Annotated in this window: 20 protein-coding genes and 1 pseudogene; 6 read left to right on the top strand and 15 right to left on the bottom strand. The window is 71.1% G+C overall.

Annotated elements, in window-relative coordinates:
• Positions 1-201: pseudogene (locus DW299_RS06245) on the bottom strand (hypothetical protein); the annotation flags it as partial.
• Between the two features lie 229 nt (positions 202-430).
• Here DW299_RS06245 and DW299_RS06240 point away from each other — a divergent pair.
• Entirely contained in the window at positions 431-1,192 is a 762-nt protein-coding gene (locus tag DW299_RS06240) for a dienelactone hydrolase family protein (protein WP_136036067.1), read from the top strand.
• A 56-nt stretch (positions 1,193-1,248) separates the two neighbouring features.
• Here the strand turns inward: DW299_RS06240 and DW299_RS06235 are convergent, their stop codons facing one another.
• Positions 1,249-2,034 (bottom strand): MerR family transcriptional regulator, encoded by a 786-nt coding sequence (locus DW299_RS06235; protein ID WP_136036066.1) that lies wholly within the window; start codon positions 2,032-2,034, stop codon positions 1,249-1,251.
• Positions 2,035-2,184: 150 nt separating this feature from the next.
• Between DW299_RS06235 and DW299_RS06230 the strand changes: the two genes are divergently transcribed.
• Both DW299_RS06230 and DW299_RS06225 read left to right on the top strand, forming a co-directional pair.
• Positions 2,185-3,027 (top strand): DUF4097 family beta strand repeat-containing protein, encoded by an 843-nt coding sequence (locus tag DW299_RS06230; protein WP_136036065.1) that lies wholly within the window; start codon positions 2,185-2,187, stop codon positions 3,025-3,027.
• Complete coding sequence (locus DW299_RS06225) at positions 3,024-3,650, top strand: PadR family transcriptional regulator (RefSeq protein ID WP_136029187.1); 627 nt, start codon at positions 3,024-3,026, stop codon at positions 3,648-3,650. Before DW299_RS06230 ends, DW299_RS06225 begins: the two co-directional genes overlap by 4 nt.
• 205 nt (positions 3,651-3,855) lie before the next feature.
• Here DW299_RS06225 and DW299_RS06220 read toward each other — a convergent pair whose 3' ends face one another.
• On the bottom strand, positions 3,856-4,398 hold the full coding sequence (locus tag DW299_RS06220) for a universal stress protein (RefSeq protein WP_136029185.1): 543 nt from the start codon (positions 4,396-4,398) through the stop codon (positions 3,856-3,858).
• A gap of 149 nt (positions 4,399-4,547) precedes the next feature.
• Here DW299_RS06220 and DW299_RS06215 point away from each other — a divergent pair, with 149 nt between their 5' ends.
• Positions 4,548-4,739 (top strand): DUF3073 domain-containing protein, encoded by a 192-nt coding sequence (locus tag DW299_RS06215; RefSeq protein WP_136029183.1) that lies wholly within the window; start codon positions 4,548-4,550, stop codon positions 4,737-4,739.
• A gap of 55 nt (positions 4,740-4,794) precedes the next feature.
• Here the strand turns inward: DW299_RS06215 and DW299_RS06210 are convergent, their stop codons facing one another.
• Positions 4,795-5,094, bottom strand: a complete 300-nt coding sequence (locus DW299_RS06210; RefSeq protein ID WP_136036064.1) for a hypothetical protein — start codon at positions 5,092-5,094, stop codon at positions 4,795-4,797.
• A 195-nt stretch (positions 5,095-5,289) separates the two neighbouring features.
• Between DW299_RS06210 and DW299_RS06205 the strand changes: the two genes are divergently transcribed.
• Positions 5,290-5,562, top strand: a complete 273-nt coding sequence (locus tag DW299_RS06205) for a hypothetical protein (RefSeq protein WP_136036063.1) — start codon at positions 5,290-5,292, stop codon at positions 5,560-5,562.
• 5 nt (positions 5,563-5,567) lie between these two features.
• Here the strand turns inward: DW299_RS06205 and DW299_RS06200 are convergent, their stop codons facing one another.
• From DW299_RS06200 to DW299_RS06160, 9 genes are all read right to left on the bottom strand, one after another.
• Positions 5,568-6,881 carry an MFS transporter gene (locus DW299_RS06200; RefSeq protein ID WP_136029178.1) on the bottom strand — a complete coding sequence of 438 codons (1,314 nt, stop codon included), beginning with the start codon at positions 6,879-6,881 and terminating at the stop codon, positions 5,568-5,570.
• Positions 6,878-8,350 (bottom strand): amidophosphoribosyltransferase, encoded by a 1,473-nt coding sequence (purF, locus tag DW299_RS06195; RefSeq protein WP_136036062.1) that lies wholly within the window; start codon positions 8,348-8,350, stop codon positions 6,878-6,880. The genes DW299_RS06200 and purF overlap by 4 nt, the downstream gene beginning before the upstream one ends.
• Positions 8,351-8,356: 6 nt before the next feature.
• A complete protein-coding gene (purM, locus tag DW299_RS06190; protein ID WP_136036061.1) occupies positions 8,357-9,472 on the bottom strand; it encodes a phosphoribosylformylglycinamidine cyclo-ligase in 1,116 nt (371 codons plus the stop codon).
• A 24-nt stretch (positions 9,473-9,496) separates the two neighbouring features.
• Positions 9,497-9,961, bottom strand: a complete 465-nt coding sequence (locus DW299_RS06185; protein ID WP_205812864.1) for a BLUF domain-containing protein — start codon at positions 9,959-9,961, stop codon at positions 9,497-9,499.
• Positions 9,958-10,227: a hypothetical protein gene (locus DW299_RS06180; protein WP_136036060.1), complete on the bottom strand. Its 270-nt coding sequence runs from the start codon at positions 10,225-10,227 to the stop codon at positions 9,958-9,960. Before DW299_RS06180 ends, DW299_RS06185 begins: the two co-directional genes overlap by 4 nt.
• Position 10,228: 1 nt before the next feature.
• Entirely contained in the window at positions 10,229-10,570 is a 342-nt protein-coding gene (locus DW299_RS06175; protein WP_136029170.1) for a hypothetical protein, read from the bottom strand.
• Positions 10,571-10,695: 125 nt separating this feature from the next.
• Positions 10,696-11,259 (bottom strand): DUF3618 domain-containing protein, encoded by a 564-nt coding sequence (locus tag DW299_RS06170; protein WP_136029167.1) that lies wholly within the window; start codon positions 11,257-11,259, stop codon positions 10,696-10,698.
• Positions 11,256-11,678, bottom strand: coding sequence for a phage holin family protein (locus DW299_RS06165; protein WP_136029164.1), 423 nt, complete (start codon positions 11,676-11,678; stop codon positions 11,256-11,258). Before DW299_RS06165 ends, DW299_RS06170 begins: the two co-directional genes overlap by 4 nt.
• A complete protein-coding gene (locus tag DW299_RS06160; protein ID WP_136036059.1) occupies positions 11,675-12,541 on the bottom strand; it encodes a hypothetical protein in 867 nt (288 codons plus the stop codon). Before DW299_RS06160 ends, DW299_RS06165 begins: the two co-directional genes overlap by 4 nt.
• A gap of 152 nt (positions 12,542-12,693) precedes the next feature.
• On the opposite strand from DW299_RS06160, the gene DW299_RS06155 reads away from it, so the two are divergent.
• On the top strand, positions 12,694-13,299 hold the full coding sequence (locus DW299_RS06155; RefSeq protein WP_136036058.1) for a zinc-binding alcohol dehydrogenase: 606 nt from the start codon (positions 12,694-12,696) through the stop codon (positions 13,297-13,299).
• 2 nt (positions 13,300-13,301) lie between these two features.
• Here the strand turns inward: DW299_RS06155 and DW299_RS06150 are convergent, their stop codons facing one another.
• Together DW299_RS06150 and DW299_RS19695 are read right to left on the bottom strand one after the other, a co-directional pair.
• Positions 13,302-13,619 carry a potassium transporter Trk gene (locus DW299_RS06150; RefSeq protein ID WP_136036057.1) on the bottom strand — a complete coding sequence of 106 codons (318 nt, stop codon included), beginning with the start codon at positions 13,617-13,619 and terminating at the stop codon, positions 13,302-13,304.
• A 97-nt stretch (positions 13,620-13,716) separates the two neighbouring features.
• Positions 13,717-13,800, bottom strand: coding sequence for a hypothetical protein (locus DW299_RS19695; protein WP_446724787.1), 84 nt, complete (start codon positions 13,798-13,800; stop codon positions 13,717-13,719).
• Between the last annotated feature and the right edge of the window lie 16 nt (positions 13,801-13,816).

The raw sequence follows: 13,816 nt of genomic DNA, 5'->3' as shown, positions 1-13,816 counted from the left end.
CTCGCCCCACAGCCCGGCGCTGGCGGCGAGCGCCGCGGTCGCGCAGGTGGCGATGTAGAGCGCGTGGTGCAGCCACCGGAAGTCGCGGGTGTCGACCAGGCGGAGGGCGACCGAGGCGCCGAGGGCGCAGTTCGCCGTGTAGGCGGCGGCCGCGGCGACGAACAGCGGCGCGGCGTTCGAGCGCCGACGTCGGTGGACCATGACCCGACCCTACGCCCGGGCGTCGCCGCGGAGCGCCCCCTTGCGCGCCGCCGTCCGGATTCGGTACGGCGGCCGCCCTCGACCGCGCGGTAGCCTGGGATCCCGTGCCCGAGGCGAGGAGGTGGTGTCCGTGTTCACAACGACGTCGGTGCTCCTCCGAGGAGTCGCGGTCGGGCGATAGGTCGCCCGGGAGTGCCGCAGCTCTGCCGCATTCCCGAAAGGTACGACCATGACCATGCACTTCACCTCGGCGCCGCGTCTCAGCGACGGCGTCATCGAACGCGAGTTCGTCGTCGGGGGCGTCCCCGGCGTGCTCTGGACCCCCGTCTCCGCCTCTCCCGACACCCCCGTTCCGCTCGTCCTGCTGGGCCAGCCCGGCGGCTTCGGCCTGCAGCGAATGCGCTCCCGTCTCACCGGCCGGGCGCGGGCGTGTGCCGTGCAGGGGTTCGCCGCCGTCGCGATCGAGCTTCCCGGTGCGGGCGAGCGCACACCGCTCGCCGGTGCCGCCGAGGCCCGCGCAGACCTGGTCCGCGCACTCGACGAAGCGCGCGCGCCAAGCGACGAGCTGATCGATCGGCTGATCCTGCCGCTCGTCGACGCGGCGGTGCCCGAGTGGCAGCGGACCATGGACGCGGTGCTCGCGCTGCCGGAGATCGGCGCGCGCGTCGGGATCTCGGGCGGGGTGATCGCGGTCGCGACGCGCCTGGCCGCTGTCGACCCGCGGATCGTCGCCGCGGGCCTGTTCGCCGGGAGCTACGTGCCGCGCGCGACCTTCGCCGAGGCCCGACGGATCACGATCCCGGTGCACGTGCTGCTGCAGTGGGACGACGAGGGCAACGACCGCGCGATGGCGCTCGAGCTGTTCGACGCGTTCGCCTCCTCGGAGAAGACGCTGCAGGCCAACCTGGGCGGCCACACCGGGGTGCCGGCCTTCGCTGCGGACGACGCCGCTCGCTTCTTCGCCCGTCACCTCGGCGCGGCGTCCGGCTGAGCCTGTGCCTGTCGCCCCGCTCCCGGTGACAGGAGCGGGGCGACGGGCCGGACCCGCTAGAGGTTGCCGTCCGCGTAGATGCGGAGGGCGTCGCGCACGAACTCGGCGCCGCGGGTGCCGCCGTCCGAGGTCGCGTAGTTCGCGCCGAAGCGCGGGTCGGCGACGTACATCTCGCCGAGCCCGGTCACGTACGCCTTCACGTCGCCGCCGGGCGCCGCGGCGGGTGTGCCGGGGATGCCCGTGAGCCACTCGACGTGACGTCGCGCGAGCTCCTGCGCCTCGGGGGACGCGGGATCGGCACCGCTCTCGGCCGTGGCGACCCAGTCGCGTCCGAGGTCGGACACGCGCTGCTGCCAGTCGGCGCGCTCGGCGTCGGTCATCCCGCGCCACCAGCGGTCGCTGTCGGCGTAGGCCTGACGACCCCAGCGCTCCTCGACCTCCTCCTTGTACTGGGTGTGGTCGAAGCCGTCGAACATGTTCTCTGCCATGAGGTTCTCACCTCCTCTCAATGCCGTGATGGTGGATTCGACCGACGCGATCTGCCGCGCCAGCCGGTTCTGCTCCGCGCGCAGCAGCGCGAGGTGGGTCTCGAGGGCTGCGGCCTCGGTCGGTGCGGCGTCGGCGCGCAGCACGTCGGCGATCTGCGGCAGTCCGAGTCCGAGCTCGCGCAGCAGCAGGATGCGCTGCAGCCGCACGAGCGCCTCGCCGTCGTAGTGCCGGTAGCCGTTCGCGGCGATGCGCGAGGGCGGGAGCAGGCCGATGTCGTCGTAGTGACGCAGCGTCCTGCTCGTGGTGCCCGCGAGCCGTGCGATCTCCTGGATCGACCAGTCCGCCTTCGTCATGTCTCCTCCTCTCGGTGTGATGTCTCCACGGTAGAAGTTGACGCAACGTCAATGTCAAGCGGTCGTGGCGGTCACCCTTGACACATCGAGATATATCGTGTTCACTGAGGAACACACGATATATCGTGATTCCGACTCAAGGAGAAGCACATGACCGAGAAGTGGCTCATCGCCCCCGGCGAGGAACGCGTCATCGACATCGAGTCGGCCACCCGGCTCAAGATCGGCCTGGTCGGCGGACAGGTCGACGTCATCGCCCACGACGAACCGGGCATCCGCATCGAGGTGCACGGCGTCACCACGAAGGACCTCCGCATCGAGTCCCACGACGGCGAGGTCGAGATCGACCACCCGCAGCTCGGCTGGGACAACTTCCTCGAGGTGTTCCGCAACTTCGGCTCGGGCGGCCCGCGCGCCGAGGTCAGCGTCGCCGTCCCCCGGTCGATCGCCCTCACCCTCGGCGTCGTCAGCGCCGGCGCCCTCGTCTCCGGCATCCGCAACGACGCCCGCCTCAACACCGTCTCGGGCGACATCATCGTCGACACCCTCATCGGCGACCTCAGCGTCAACTCCGTCTCCGGCGACGTGCAGGTGCGCGGCCTCACCGGCTCCATCAACGCCAACAGCGTCTCGGGCGACGTCGCGGTGACCGGCACCGTGCGCAAGGCGGTCGTCGACATCGTCTCCGGCTCCACGACGATCGACGCCGCGGGCGACGTGAACACCATCACCGTCAACTCGGTGTCGGGCGGCACCACCGTGCGCCTCGACGAGTCGCTCGCCGCGAACTACGTGATCCGCTCGCTCAGCGGCCGCCTCCTGATCGACGGCGTCGAGCGCGGCTCGTCCGGTCCGAGCAACTACACCGGCACCACGGGCGAGCTCGCCGGGCGCTTCGTCGACCTGCGCGCCAACTCCGTCTCCGGCGGGGTCACGGTGCTGCGCCGCACTCCGGCCTCGATCGCCGACGACCCCGAATGGGAGGAAGCATGACTCCCGCGGTCTTCTCGCACGGCGACCTGCGGCTGTACCTGCTGTCGCTGCTGGCCGAGTCGCCGCAGCACGGCTACGGCATCATCCAGTCGCTCACCGATCGCACGGGCGGCACCTATACGCCCAGCGCCGGGACCATCTACCCGCGCCTCGCGAAGCTGGAGGAGGAGGGCCTCGTGACCAAGACCGTCGACGGCCGCACCACGATCTACGCGATCACCGAGGCCGGGCGCGCCGAGCTCGCCTCGCGCGAGGCCGACCTCGCGGGTATCGAGGCGGGCATCACCGACTCGGTGCGCCTGATCGCCAACGAGGTGCGCCAGAGCGTGCAGGAGGCGATGAAGAGCCTGCGGGCCGACCTCGCGACCGCGGCGAAGGACGACAGGGCCGCGGCGAAGAGCCGCCCCCGGACGGAGACCGACGACGCGCGCCTCACGAGCCGCGACGAGCTCCACCGCGCGGATGCGATCATCAACGCGTTCCGGGCACGCGTCCGCACCGACCTGCGCACGCACGTGGCGAAGGGCGGGCTGCTCCCCGCGACGATCGTCACCGAGCTCGAGAACGCCCTCGACGAGGCCGCGCGCGGCGTCACCGCGGGCCTGAGCCGGTCGGGATCGTGAACACCCCGCCGCCGGTGGACCCGCCCGCGCGTCCGACACCGGCGGCGGATCGGTCCGCTCCGCAGCTCCCGGCGCCCACGACCGCGGCAACGGCATCCCCGCCGGAGCGCCCCCTCGCACCGGCACGCGGCATCGTCATCCACACGGGCTGACGCGAGAGGGCCCCGTCGACAACGGTCGACGGGGCCCTCTCGCGTCTGTCCGACTACTCGGGCCAGATCTCCTTCTGGTCGTCGGGCACGAGCTCGCCCAGCGGCACCACGAGCACCGAGCGATGCTGGCGATGCGTGAGACGTGCCGCCACCGAGCCGGTGAAGAACTCCCGGATGGACTCGCCGAGGCCGCGCTTGCGCGTGCCGACCACGATCAACTGCGCATCGAGCTTGTTCGCGAGCTGCTTGATCGCCAGCGCCGGATCGCCGACGAGCTGACGGGCGGTCCAGGTGATGCCGCGGTCGCGCAGCTGGGTGGCAGCGGCAGCCTCGACCGCTTCGAACTCCGCCGCTCCCGCGTCGAAGTTGATGTCGATCGGCGCCGAGTGCACGTAGCCGTCGGGGTCCTCGTAGGTCACGAAGCGGGTGACGTCGACGTGCGCGACCACCAGCGGCGCGTTCAGCAGGCGGGCGAAGCGGACGGCCTCGTCGAGCACGCGCGGATCCTGATCCACCTGGATGCCCACGATCACCGCCTTCTGCAGCGCTGCGTTCTGCGTGGCCTCATCGGAGGGGTTCGAGGTGCTGTCGGTCATGAAGATCGCTCCCTTCGGCGGCCCGGCACCGGCCAGGGCGTGTTCCCCGCATGCTATTCTGAATGCTACTCTTACCGGCCGCGAGCCGGTGTCGTGAATGACTCGGGCGCCCGTCTGCCCGCAGCTTAACTCGTGAGGGGGTCTCAGGCATGGGCCGTGGCCGTCAGAAGGCGAAACACACAAAGATCGCCCGCGAACTCAAGGCGTACAGTCCGTCGGTGAACTACTCGGCGCTGGAGCGCGAGCTCGGGCATTCGAGCGACTCCGACGAAGACGCCTACGTCGACAAGTGGGCCGATGAGTACGCGGACGAAGACGAAGACGAACTAGAGAAGGCCTAGCCTCCCGGTTCGAAACACCCGCACCTCGTGCGGGTGTTTCGTCGTGTCCGGGCGGTTACGGGTGCAGGAGTGCGGTCAACGTGCCGGTGAGCACGAGCACCGCCAGCAGCAGGACCCAGCCGAACAGCACGACGAGGTTGAGCGCGATGCCCCACGCCGCGATCGCGTGCCCCCGTGGCTCGCGCTGCCGACCGAGGAGCCCGGCGATCACACCGACCAGTGGCGGGAACAGCGCGAAGCCGCACACGAGCGAGACGACCGCGATGACGACGCTGGAGATGCTGAGGAAGCGCTCACCGGGTTCGTCCGGCTGCGGGGTCGCCGCACCGGTCCTGACTCGGGATGGTGATGTCATGTCCATCGGGCACACTGCTTTCCGGCGGCCACAGACCGCGCTGCACAACGAGAGGTAACACGTTAGGTTACCCCTTCGCCCCGCTCCTCCGCTTCCCAGTGCTGACGCCGGTTCGCGCAGACCAGCCGACGCGTCAGAGCCCCGCGGTTTTCCCAGGGCGGGGACGAGGACTCACGAGCAGTAAAGTTTTACATCATGGAGCGCGCGCGATTGCACTGGTGGATCTTGGCCTTGGCGGCGGCTGGCGCTCTTCTCGGCCTCTTCAGCCCCTGGGCCTTTCTCATCGAAGGCGCCTTGCTCATCCTGGTGATCCATCGCCTCACACGGCGGCCGCCTCGATCAGAAGCGGTCGTCCTCATCGCAGCCGGCGTCATTCTCGCCCTCGTCCTGGTGACGTTCGCGGCGATCGGCATCGCTACCTACTTCTACGAGGGGGTCTCCCACGGGACCTCGGTGCCGATCCGCTAGCGGCGTCACCAGTGGCCGTGCCGGCGCTCCCACTCGTCTTCGATCGTGCGGCGGCGACCGGCGACGATGCCCGCGGGGATCGACACCACGAGCACCGCGGCGACGACCAGCAGCGGCACCTGCCACCCGCCGGTCGTCTCGTGCAGCAGCCCCACCAGCAGCGGGAAGACAGCCGCGATCGCATAGCCGATGCTCTGCACGAACCCGCTCAGCGCGACGGCGCTCTCCGGCGTGCGGGCACGGATGCTCAGCAGCACCAGACTCAGCGGGAACATGATGGCCGTGAGGCCGAAGATCGCCACCCACAGCGGCAGCGCCACGGTCGGCAGGAGCAGCAGCCCGAGCAGCCCCACCAGTCCCGCCGCGACCGCCACCAGGAACAGCGGCCGCGTCGCCTGGAACCGCACCACGAGCACGGGCACCAGCATCGAGCAGGGCAGCCCGACCAGAGCGAACAGCGACAGCAGGAAGCCCGCGGTCGCCGGGCTGACGCCACCCAGGTCGACCAGGATCGTCGGCAGCCACGCGAACGCCACGTACGCCATGGTCGACGAGGTGCCGAACACGAGCGCGAGGGCCCACGCCAGCGGCAGCCGCCAGAGCCGCCCGAACACGCGCGGGCTCGCCGACTGGGTCGTGATCGGTCCGGTCGAGGCGGCGACCGCGTCACGCACATCGTCCACGCCGTCGGTCGGGTCGGGCGTCAGGAGCTCGGTGGGCATCGGACGATCGCGCTCCCCGCGCGTGCGCACCAGCAGCGTGACCCAGGGCACCAGCGCCAGCGCCGCCACCACGCCCCACATGCCGAGGGAGATGCGCCAGCCGAGCGAGTCGGCCACGGGCACCGCGACCAGCGGCGGCAGGAACGTGGAGACCGCGAGCGTGGTCGAGTACGCGGTCATCATGACGCCGAGACGGTCGGCGAAGTACTTCTTCACCAGCGGCGGCAGCAGCACGTTGCCCGAACCGACCCCCGCGAACACCACGGCCGTCGCCGCGAGCAGGCTCCACGAGTCCGGGGCCAGACCACGCAGCAGCATCCCGGCCGCCATCAGCACGATCGCCACGACCGCCATCCGCTCCAGGCCGAACCGACGCTCGAACAGCGGCGTCAGCAGGCCGAACAGCGCGAAGCACACCGGCGGCGCCGCGCCGATCAGCCCCACGATCACGGACGAGACCGGGAAGTCCTCCGCGACGTGGTCGAGCACGGGAGACAGCGAGGCGACCGCCGATCGCAGCGAGAACGCGACCAGCACGATCCCGACCAGCGCGAGAGCCCGACCCTTCCAGAGCGGTCGCGCGCTCGGCGCCGTCATGAGGTCTGCGACCCCTCCACCCAGGCGAGGTATTCGTCGGTGACGGTGCCGGTGACGTACCGGCCGTCGAAGCAGCTCATGTCGAGATCCTCCAGCACGGAGCCCTCGGTGATCGCGGCCTTCAGGTCGTCGACCTCCTGGTACACCAGGTGGTCGCAGCCCAGCTCCTCCGCGATCTCGGGGATCGTGCGGCCGTGCGCGATCAGCTCGTGCCGCGACGGCATGTTGATGCCGTACACGTGCGGGTGCCGCACGGGCGGGGCCGCCGAGGCGAAGGTCACCGAGGAGGCGCCGGCGTCGCGGGCCATCTGGATGATCTCCTTCGACGTGGTGCCGCGCACGATCGAGTCGTCGATCAGCAGCACGTTCTTGCCCTGGAACTCGGCCGACATCGCGTTGAGCTTCTGGCGCACGCTCTTCTTGCGCACCGCCTGCCCCGGCATGATGAACGTGCGGCCCACATAGCGGTTCTTGTAGAAGCCCTCGCGGTACTCGATGCCGAGCTTGCGGGCCACCTCCATCGCGGCCGGGCGCGAGGAGTCGGGGATGGGCATGACCACGTCGATCTTGTCCATCGGCACGTGCTTGGCGATCGTATCGGCCAGCTTGTCGCCCATGCGAAGGCGCGACTCGTAGACCGAGATGCCGTTCATGATCGAGTCGGGGCGGGCGAGGTACACGTACTCGAACGCGCACGGCGCGAGATGCGTCTCCGTGGCGCACTGCCGCGTGAACAGCTCGCCGTCGTTCGTGATGAACACGGCCTCGCCGGGCTCGACCTCGCGCACGACCTCGTAGTCGCCGTTCTCCAGCACCAGCGACTCGCTCGCGACGACCCACTCGTCGCGTCCCTCCGCGCCGGGCACGGTCGACGGACGGCGGCCCAGGATCAGCGGCCGGATGCCGAACGGGTCGCGGAACGCCAGCAGACCGTAGCCCGCGATCACCGCGATCACCGCATACGCGCCCTCGATGCGCTCGTGGGTGCGGGCGACCGCCTCGAAGATGCGCTCCGGGTCGAGGTCGACCGTCGACGTGGTGGCCTGCAGCTCGCCCGCGAGCACATTGAGCAGCAGCTCGGTGTCGCTCGACGAGTTCAGGTGGCGGCGGTCGCGCTTCGCCATCTCGGCCGTGAGCTCACGGGTGTTGGTGAGGTTGCCGTTGTGGATGAGGATGATGCCGTACGGCGCGTTCACGTAGAACGGCTGCATCTCCTCCTCGCTCGACGCGGTGCCCTTGGTGGCGTAGCGCACGTGGCCGAGGCCGACGTTGCCGAGCAGCGCGCGCATGTCGCGGGTGCGGAACGCCTCGCGCACCATGCCCTGCGCCTTCGCGTTGTGCATCACGCCGTTGGCCTCCGCCGTGGCGATGCCCGTCGCGTCCTGCCCGCGATGCTGCAGCAGCAGGAGCGCGTCGTAGATGTCCTGATTGACCGGGGCTGTCCCCACCATTCCGACGATGCCGCACATGGGGTGTTACTTCGCTCCGTCCGCGTAGGCGCCCACCAGGCGCACCGCTCCACCGTCGACGCCCTTGGCGCCCTGCTCGAACTCGCCGGTCGGCCGCGGGCCGAAGCCGACGGTGCCGACCTGCCACGCGGGCATGCCCTCGGCGTCCAGCGCCGCGATCGCCGCGTCTTTCTTGTCGCCGGCGACCACCGCGAGGAAGCCGACGCCCAGGTTCCAGGTGCCCTCGGCCGACTCCAGCGTCGACCCGGCGATGTCGCTCAGCACGCGGAACACCGGGCTGGGCGACCACGTGCCGCGGTCGACCTCGGCCCAGCTGCCCTGCGGGAGCACGCGCGCGAGGTTCGCCGCGATGCCGCCGCCGGTCACGTGACTCAGGGCGTGCACGCCGCCCGCGAGCTGCTCGATCAGGCGCAGCAGCGGCAGCGTGTACAGGCGGGTGGGCTCCAGCAGGGCCTCGCCCCACGTGGTGCCGAAGTCGGCGGCGGTGTCGGCGTACGAGATGCCGGCGCCCGTGATGATGTGACGCACGAGCGAGTAGCCGTTGGAGTGCAGGCCGCTGGAGGCGACCGCGATCACCGCATCACCGTCCTGCACGCGCTCGGCGCCGAGGATCGCATCCGCCTCGACCACGCCGGTCGCGGCTCCCGCCACGTCGTAGTCGCGCGGTCCGAGAAGTCCGGGGTGCTCGGCCGTCTCGCCACCGACCAGCGCGGTGCCGGTGGCCGCGCACGCCCCGGCGATGCCGCGGACGATGTCGGCGATGCGCTCGGGCACGACCTTGCCGCACGCGATGTAGTCGGTCATGAAGAGGGGCTTCGCACCCACCACGACGATGTCATCGACGACCATGCCGACCAGGTCCTGCCCGATCGTGTCGTGCTTGTCGATGGCCTGCGCGATCGCGACCTTGGTGCCGACGCCGTCGGTGCTGGTCGCCAGCAGCGGACGCCGGAAGTCGCGCAGCGCGCTCGCGTCGAAGAGGCCGGCGAAACCGCCGACGCCGCCGAGCACTTCGGGTCCGTGCGTCGCGCGCACGGACGACTTCATCAGCTCGACCGCGAGATCGCCGGCAGCGGTATCGACACCGGCTTCGGAATAGGGGTTGGTGGGGGAGGCAGCCACTCGAACAGCCTACCGCCCGCAGCCCTACCGGATCTCCAGAGCCTCGGCCCGCTGCGCGGCCTGCCGCACGCGGAACCACATCGTGAGCTCCATGAGCGCCCGGCCGATCATGTCGTGGTCGCCGACGCGCAGATCGTCGAACGAGTCGCGGTACCCCTCGGCCAGGCGCGGCTCGGCGGCCACCATCGGCTGATACCCCATCGTCCAGTCCGCGAACCGGCGCTCGTGCAGCGGTTCGCGCAGGAGCACCCGCACGTCGTGGTGACGCGGATCCTCGGAGATGCGGGTCATGAGCGCCTCGACCACGCCCTCCTCGCCCTCGAGGATCTGCACGAACTCGCCCTCGCGGTACAGCAGGAGACCGGTGATCTCCCGCGCCTGGTTCGCCGCGCGGCTCGAGGCGAGCAGGGCTTCGAGCTCGTCGTCGTCGAACGCGCGGGTGGCGGTGCTGCAGTAGACGAGCGAGAGCAGCGCGTGGTCGATCGTCATCCGAGGTGTCCCCCTGCAGCGGTGTCGTCCGTCATGGCCTCGGTCACCGCGGCGATGGCCGTGTGATGGTCGGTGAAGTCGCCGATGATCTGTGAGGCGGAGTCGAAGGCGCGCCACAGGCCCCCGGGCTGGCGGTCGACGTAGCCGAGGAAGGTTCCGGCGTGGCTGCCCACGTAGAACCCGTCCGCGACCGACGCCCACAGCGCCTTCGACGGTGTGTGCGCGGCGCCCTCCTCGGGCACGTCGAGCGTCTGCGGATGCGACACGTCAGACTCCGCGGTCCAGGTCGAGGTCGATCGCCGGCAGTCCGTCGTCGTCGACATCCCCGTCCTCGGCCGTCGGCTTCGGGTAGAAACGGTGCTCGCGCAGGGCTGCCGCGTCCGCGGAGAAGTCCGGGTCGTCGCCGTTCGACGACTGCGGACCGACCAGGAGGTCGTTCCCGACGCCGACGATCAGGTCGGCGCTGTCCTTCTCCCCGTCCACGTGGATCGGGATCTGCACGGCCGCGGACTCGCCCTCGCTGGCGAGGGAGGCGGCCAGGGTGACCAGGGCGTCCGCCACGTCGTCCGTCGTGACGACCTGCTGCCCGGCGTAGGAGACGAGTTTCATGATCATGACCCTGTCATGACGGAGCCGGTCGGAGAACGGGCTTGCGCCCGGAGCCCCCGACCGGCTACAGAGCCCGGGGGTCCGGTGCCGTGCCGCGGCATCGGACCCCGGGGAGCGCTCGCCGATCAGCTTCCGGTGACGGTGTCGCGGGCGTCCTGCGCACTGCCCTTGACCTCGTCCACCGCGTGGGTCGCGTCATCGCGGATGTGCTCGGCGGCACCGGCGGCCTCGTCTTTCACGGCCGCGAACGCCTCCTGCGCCGGCTCCTTGAGATCCTCGCCCACGGTCTTCGCGACCTCGGTGACCTCGTCGACCAGCGGCTGGGCCTTCTCCTTCAGCTCGCCCGCCAGCTCCTTCTCCTTCGTGGAGGACGGGATGACGGCGGCGACGACGAGCCCGGCGGCGAAGGCCATGAGCCCCACCGCGAGCGGGTTGCCCTGCGCCTTCGCCACGGCGTGCCGGCCGGCATCCGCCACCGAGGACGACGCGTCGCCCACGTGACTGCCCGCGTCGTCGGCCACGCCCATGACGCGGTCGACCACGGAGCGCGCGGCACCCTTCATCTTCTGCGTCTGCCGGTGCACGACCTTCGAGGGGGTGACCTTGTCGGCGAGCGCGTCGACGTCCCTGCCGAACTCCGCCCTGGTCCGCTCGATGTCCGCACGGATCGCGTCGGGTGAATCGCTCATTTGTTCTCCTCATTCCTCTTCACGGCATCGGGAATCCGCTTGAGGCTGTCCACCGTGCGCGGCGCCCCCTCGATGCTCTTCAACTGCGTGCGTCCCGCCAGGAACAGGACCAGGGCGACCAGCGCCCAGATGACCGCGACGATCACGGCCGACCAGCCGAGACCGGTCACGTAGTAGCCGAGACCCCACCACAGCGCGACGGAGAGGAAGAAGACGGCCATCATCGCGCCGTAGCCCGCCCCGCCGAGCATGCCCGCTCCGCGGCCGGCCCGCGTCGCGGACTGCTTGAGTTCCGCCTTCGCGAGTTCCAGCTCCTGTCGCATCAGCGTGGACAGGTCGCTCGTGACCTCGCTGAGCAGGTCGCCCAGCGAGGTGGTCTCCGCCTTCTGCTCCGAAGGCGTCGGGGTGGCGTCGGTCATGGTCGCTCCTCGTCACCCGGTGCGCGGTTGGCCGCGTCCGTCCTGTCGTAGAGCGGGGTGTCGCCGCGGTCCTCGTCACGGGTCACGCCCCACGGCGCGGTACCCGCGTCGATGCCGCTCATCCCATCGGGGGCACCCGGCACGGTGCCGTCGGTCGGCAGCGGCGGCTGGCCGAGCGTGGTGCTGCCGCCCGTGTCCGAGGCTCCGGCCGCACCGACACCGGCACCCACGCCCGCGCTCGTCGTGGAACCGGGAACCGCCGCCGGCGTCGTCGCCGCCGGGTCGAGGTTCGGAGTGGCCCCCGCTCCCGAGAGCCCGGAGGCGGTCGGCGTCGACGTGCCGGAACCCGACTCCGCCGCCCCCTCGGACAGCGCCCGGGTCAGGCGTCCCACGACGAGTCCGGCCACGGCGGCGACCGCGATGAACGTGCCCGGCTTGGCCCGCGCGTACGACTTCACCTCGGTCAGCAGCGACCCCGGGTCACGGTCGCCGATCCAGCCGGCGATGCCCTGGATGCGGGTGGAGGCCTGACGGACCAGATCCGCCGCCACCCCGCCCTCGGCGTTCTGCGCCATCGACCCGAGCTCCCCGCCGACCGACCGCAGCCCGTCCGCGACGCGACGCTGCTGGATCGCCGCCTGCTCCGACAGCTCGGCCGTGGTCTGGTGGTACAGGTCGCGGATCTGGTCCTTCGCCTCGTGCGCGACAGCGCCGGCCTCGGCCTTCGCGGTCTCGACGACCCCCGCCGCCTCATCCTTCGCGGTACCGGCGACCCCGGCCGCCTCGTGCGCGGCGGTCTTCACGGTCCCCGGCGACTCGTCCGTGCCGCCGCCGGCGACACCCTGTGCATTGCTCTGCGACATCGTTCTTCCTCTCGACTCCGCGCCGACGGCCGCCGACGTGCAGGCAGGTCTACTCCCCCCTCCGGGTATCACGGCGAGGGTTGACGCGGCTCGTCCAGGGGTTTACCTTGCGAGGACGCCGAGCCCGGTGCACCGCCCCCTACGATGGGCGCATGGCCGACAAGCCGCAGTGGCTCATCCGCGAGGACGCGAGCGTCCCCGTGCTGGTCGCGCTCGCCCTGCGGCAGCTGCTGGGCATCCGCGCGCCGGAGGACCTGCCCGCCCTCCGGGAGCTCCCCGTGCGAGCACCGGATGCCGTGGACGCCTCGCCCGCCATCGAGGCGCAGTGGCGCGACTACTGGGACATGACGGTCGAGCCGCGGGCGCATCACTCCGGGGTGCCGCTCGAGCTCATCGACGGGTTCGAGACGCTCGTCGCGCTGCCCGCGACCGGGGCAGACGAGCTCGCCGCGGCGATCCGGCCGCACGCCGCGACCGCCCTGCGCTTCGCTCACGCGGCGCACGACCGCTACGTCGGCGCCATGACCAGCCACACGGGCGGCGACGCGTACCGCGCCTATGCGAGCGCGATCGCGGAGTTCGAGCGGGAGATCGGCCGGCGCGCCCACTCGTTCGAGCTGAACGTGCAGGTGCTCCCGCTGTCACAGCGGGGCATCTGGTGGATCGGGGCGCTGTCGGTCGCAGTGACCGACGGCCTGCGGCGTGACGTGGTGGCGTTCGACGCGGCCATCCGGCCCGTGATCGCCGAGCTGGCCTGAGCTCAGTCCTCGCCGTCGACGACGGTCTCGCGGTCGACCTTCACCACGCGGTCGTGGCGCCGCGCGACCCGCTCCAGCACGAGCCCGGCGACCCCGCCGAGCGCGAGACCGATCGGTACGGTCCACAGCAGCAGGAACCCGAACACCTGACCGGGGGGATACACCACGTCGAGCGCCTGCGACTCGTCGTAGCTGCCCATCATCGTGAGGACGCCCGCGACGACGACCCCGAGCACGACCCCGATGCCCATGAGCACGCCGTACCGCGGCACACGGCGCACGGTCGCTTCGACGGTCTGGTGGGAATCCTGGGGGGCCATGTCTCCATTGTCCCACCGTCCGGGCGGGTCGGGCACCCGGCCCCCTGCGCACCCGCCCTCCCCCGGTCGTCCGGGAGAGGGCGGGTGCGTCCGCGGCTCAGACCTCGGTGGTCTCCGGCTCGGCCTGTGCCGTGCGGCTGCGGCGGGCGATCAGCACGCCTCCCCCGGCGGCGAGCGCCACGACGACGAGGCCGCCG

Origin of the sequence: Microbacterium sp. K35 (assembly GCF_004794375.1) — a bacterium.
GTDB classification, from domain to species: Bacteria; Actinomycetota; Actinomycetes; order Actinomycetales; family Microbacteriaceae; genus Microbacterium; species Microbacterium sufflavum.
This window is presented reverse-complemented; position numbering and strand designations above follow the sequence as displayed.

Bases quoted from the DNA above. Each gene is read 5' to 3' on its own strand.
- DW299_RS06160 (WP_136036059.1), bottom strand. From the start codon at position 12,541: ATGTCGCAGAGCAATGCACAGGGTGTCGCCGGCGGCGGCACGGACGAG.
- DW299_RS06150 (WP_136036057.1), bottom strand. From the start codon at position 13,619: ATGGCCCCCCAGGATTCCCACCAGACCGTCGAAGCGACCGTGCGCCGT.
- DW299_RS06210 (WP_136036064.1), bottom strand. From the start codon at position 5,094: ATGACATCACCATCCCGAGTCAGGACCGGTGCGGCGACCCCGCAGCCG.
- DW299_RS06225 (WP_136029187.1), top strand. From the start codon at position 3,024: ATGACTCCCGCGGTCTTCTCGCACGGCGACCTGCGGCTGTACCTGCTG.
- DW299_RS06205 (WP_136036063.1), top strand. From the start codon at position 5,290: ATGGAGCGCGCGCGATTGCACTGGTGGATCTTGGCCTTGGCGGCGGCT.
- DW299_RS06220 (WP_136029185.1), bottom strand. From the start codon at position 4,398: ATGACCGACAGCACCTCGAACCCCTCCGATGAGGCCACGCAGAACGCA.
- DW299_RS06155 (WP_136036058.1), top strand. From the start codon at position 12,694: ATGGCCGACAAGCCGCAGTGGCTCATCCGCGAGGACGCGAGCGTCCCC.
- DW299_RS06215 (WP_136029183.1), top strand. From the start codon at position 4,548: ATGGGCCGTGGCCGTCAGAAGGCGAAACACACAAAGATCGCCCGCGAA.
- DW299_RS06185 (WP_205812864.1), bottom strand. From the start codon at position 9,961: ATGACGATCGACCACGCGCTGCTCTCGCTCGTCTACTGCAGCACCGCC.
- DW299_RS06200 (WP_136029178.1), bottom strand. From the start codon at position 6,881: ATGACGGCGCCGAGCGCGCGACCGCTCTGGAAGGGTCGGGCTCTCGCG.
- purF (WP_136036062.1), bottom strand. From the start codon at position 8,350: ATGTGCGGCATCGTCGGAATGGTGGGGACAGCCCCGGTCAATCAGGAC.
- DW299_RS06170 (WP_136029167.1), bottom strand. From the start codon at position 11,259: ATGAGCGATTCACCCGACGCGATCCGTGCGGACATCGAGCGGACCAGG.
- DW299_RS06175 (WP_136029170.1), bottom strand. From the start codon at position 10,570: ATGAAACTCGTCTCCTACGCCGGGCAGCAGGTCGTCACGACGGACGAC.
- DW299_RS06165 (WP_136029164.1), bottom strand. From the start codon at position 11,678: ATGACCGACGCCACCCCGACGCCTTCGGAGCAGAAGGCGGAGACCACC.
- DW299_RS06230 (WP_136036065.1), top strand. From the start codon at position 2,185: ATGACCGAGAAGTGGCTCATCGCCCCCGGCGAGGAACGCGTCATCGAC.
- DW299_RS06235 (WP_136036066.1), bottom strand. From the start codon at position 2,034: ATGACGAAGGCGGACTGGTCGATCCAGGAGATCGCACGGCTCGCGGGC.
- DW299_RS06240 (WP_136036067.1), top strand. From the start codon at position 431: ATGACCATGCACTTCACCTCGGCGCCGCGTCTCAGCGACGGCGTCATC.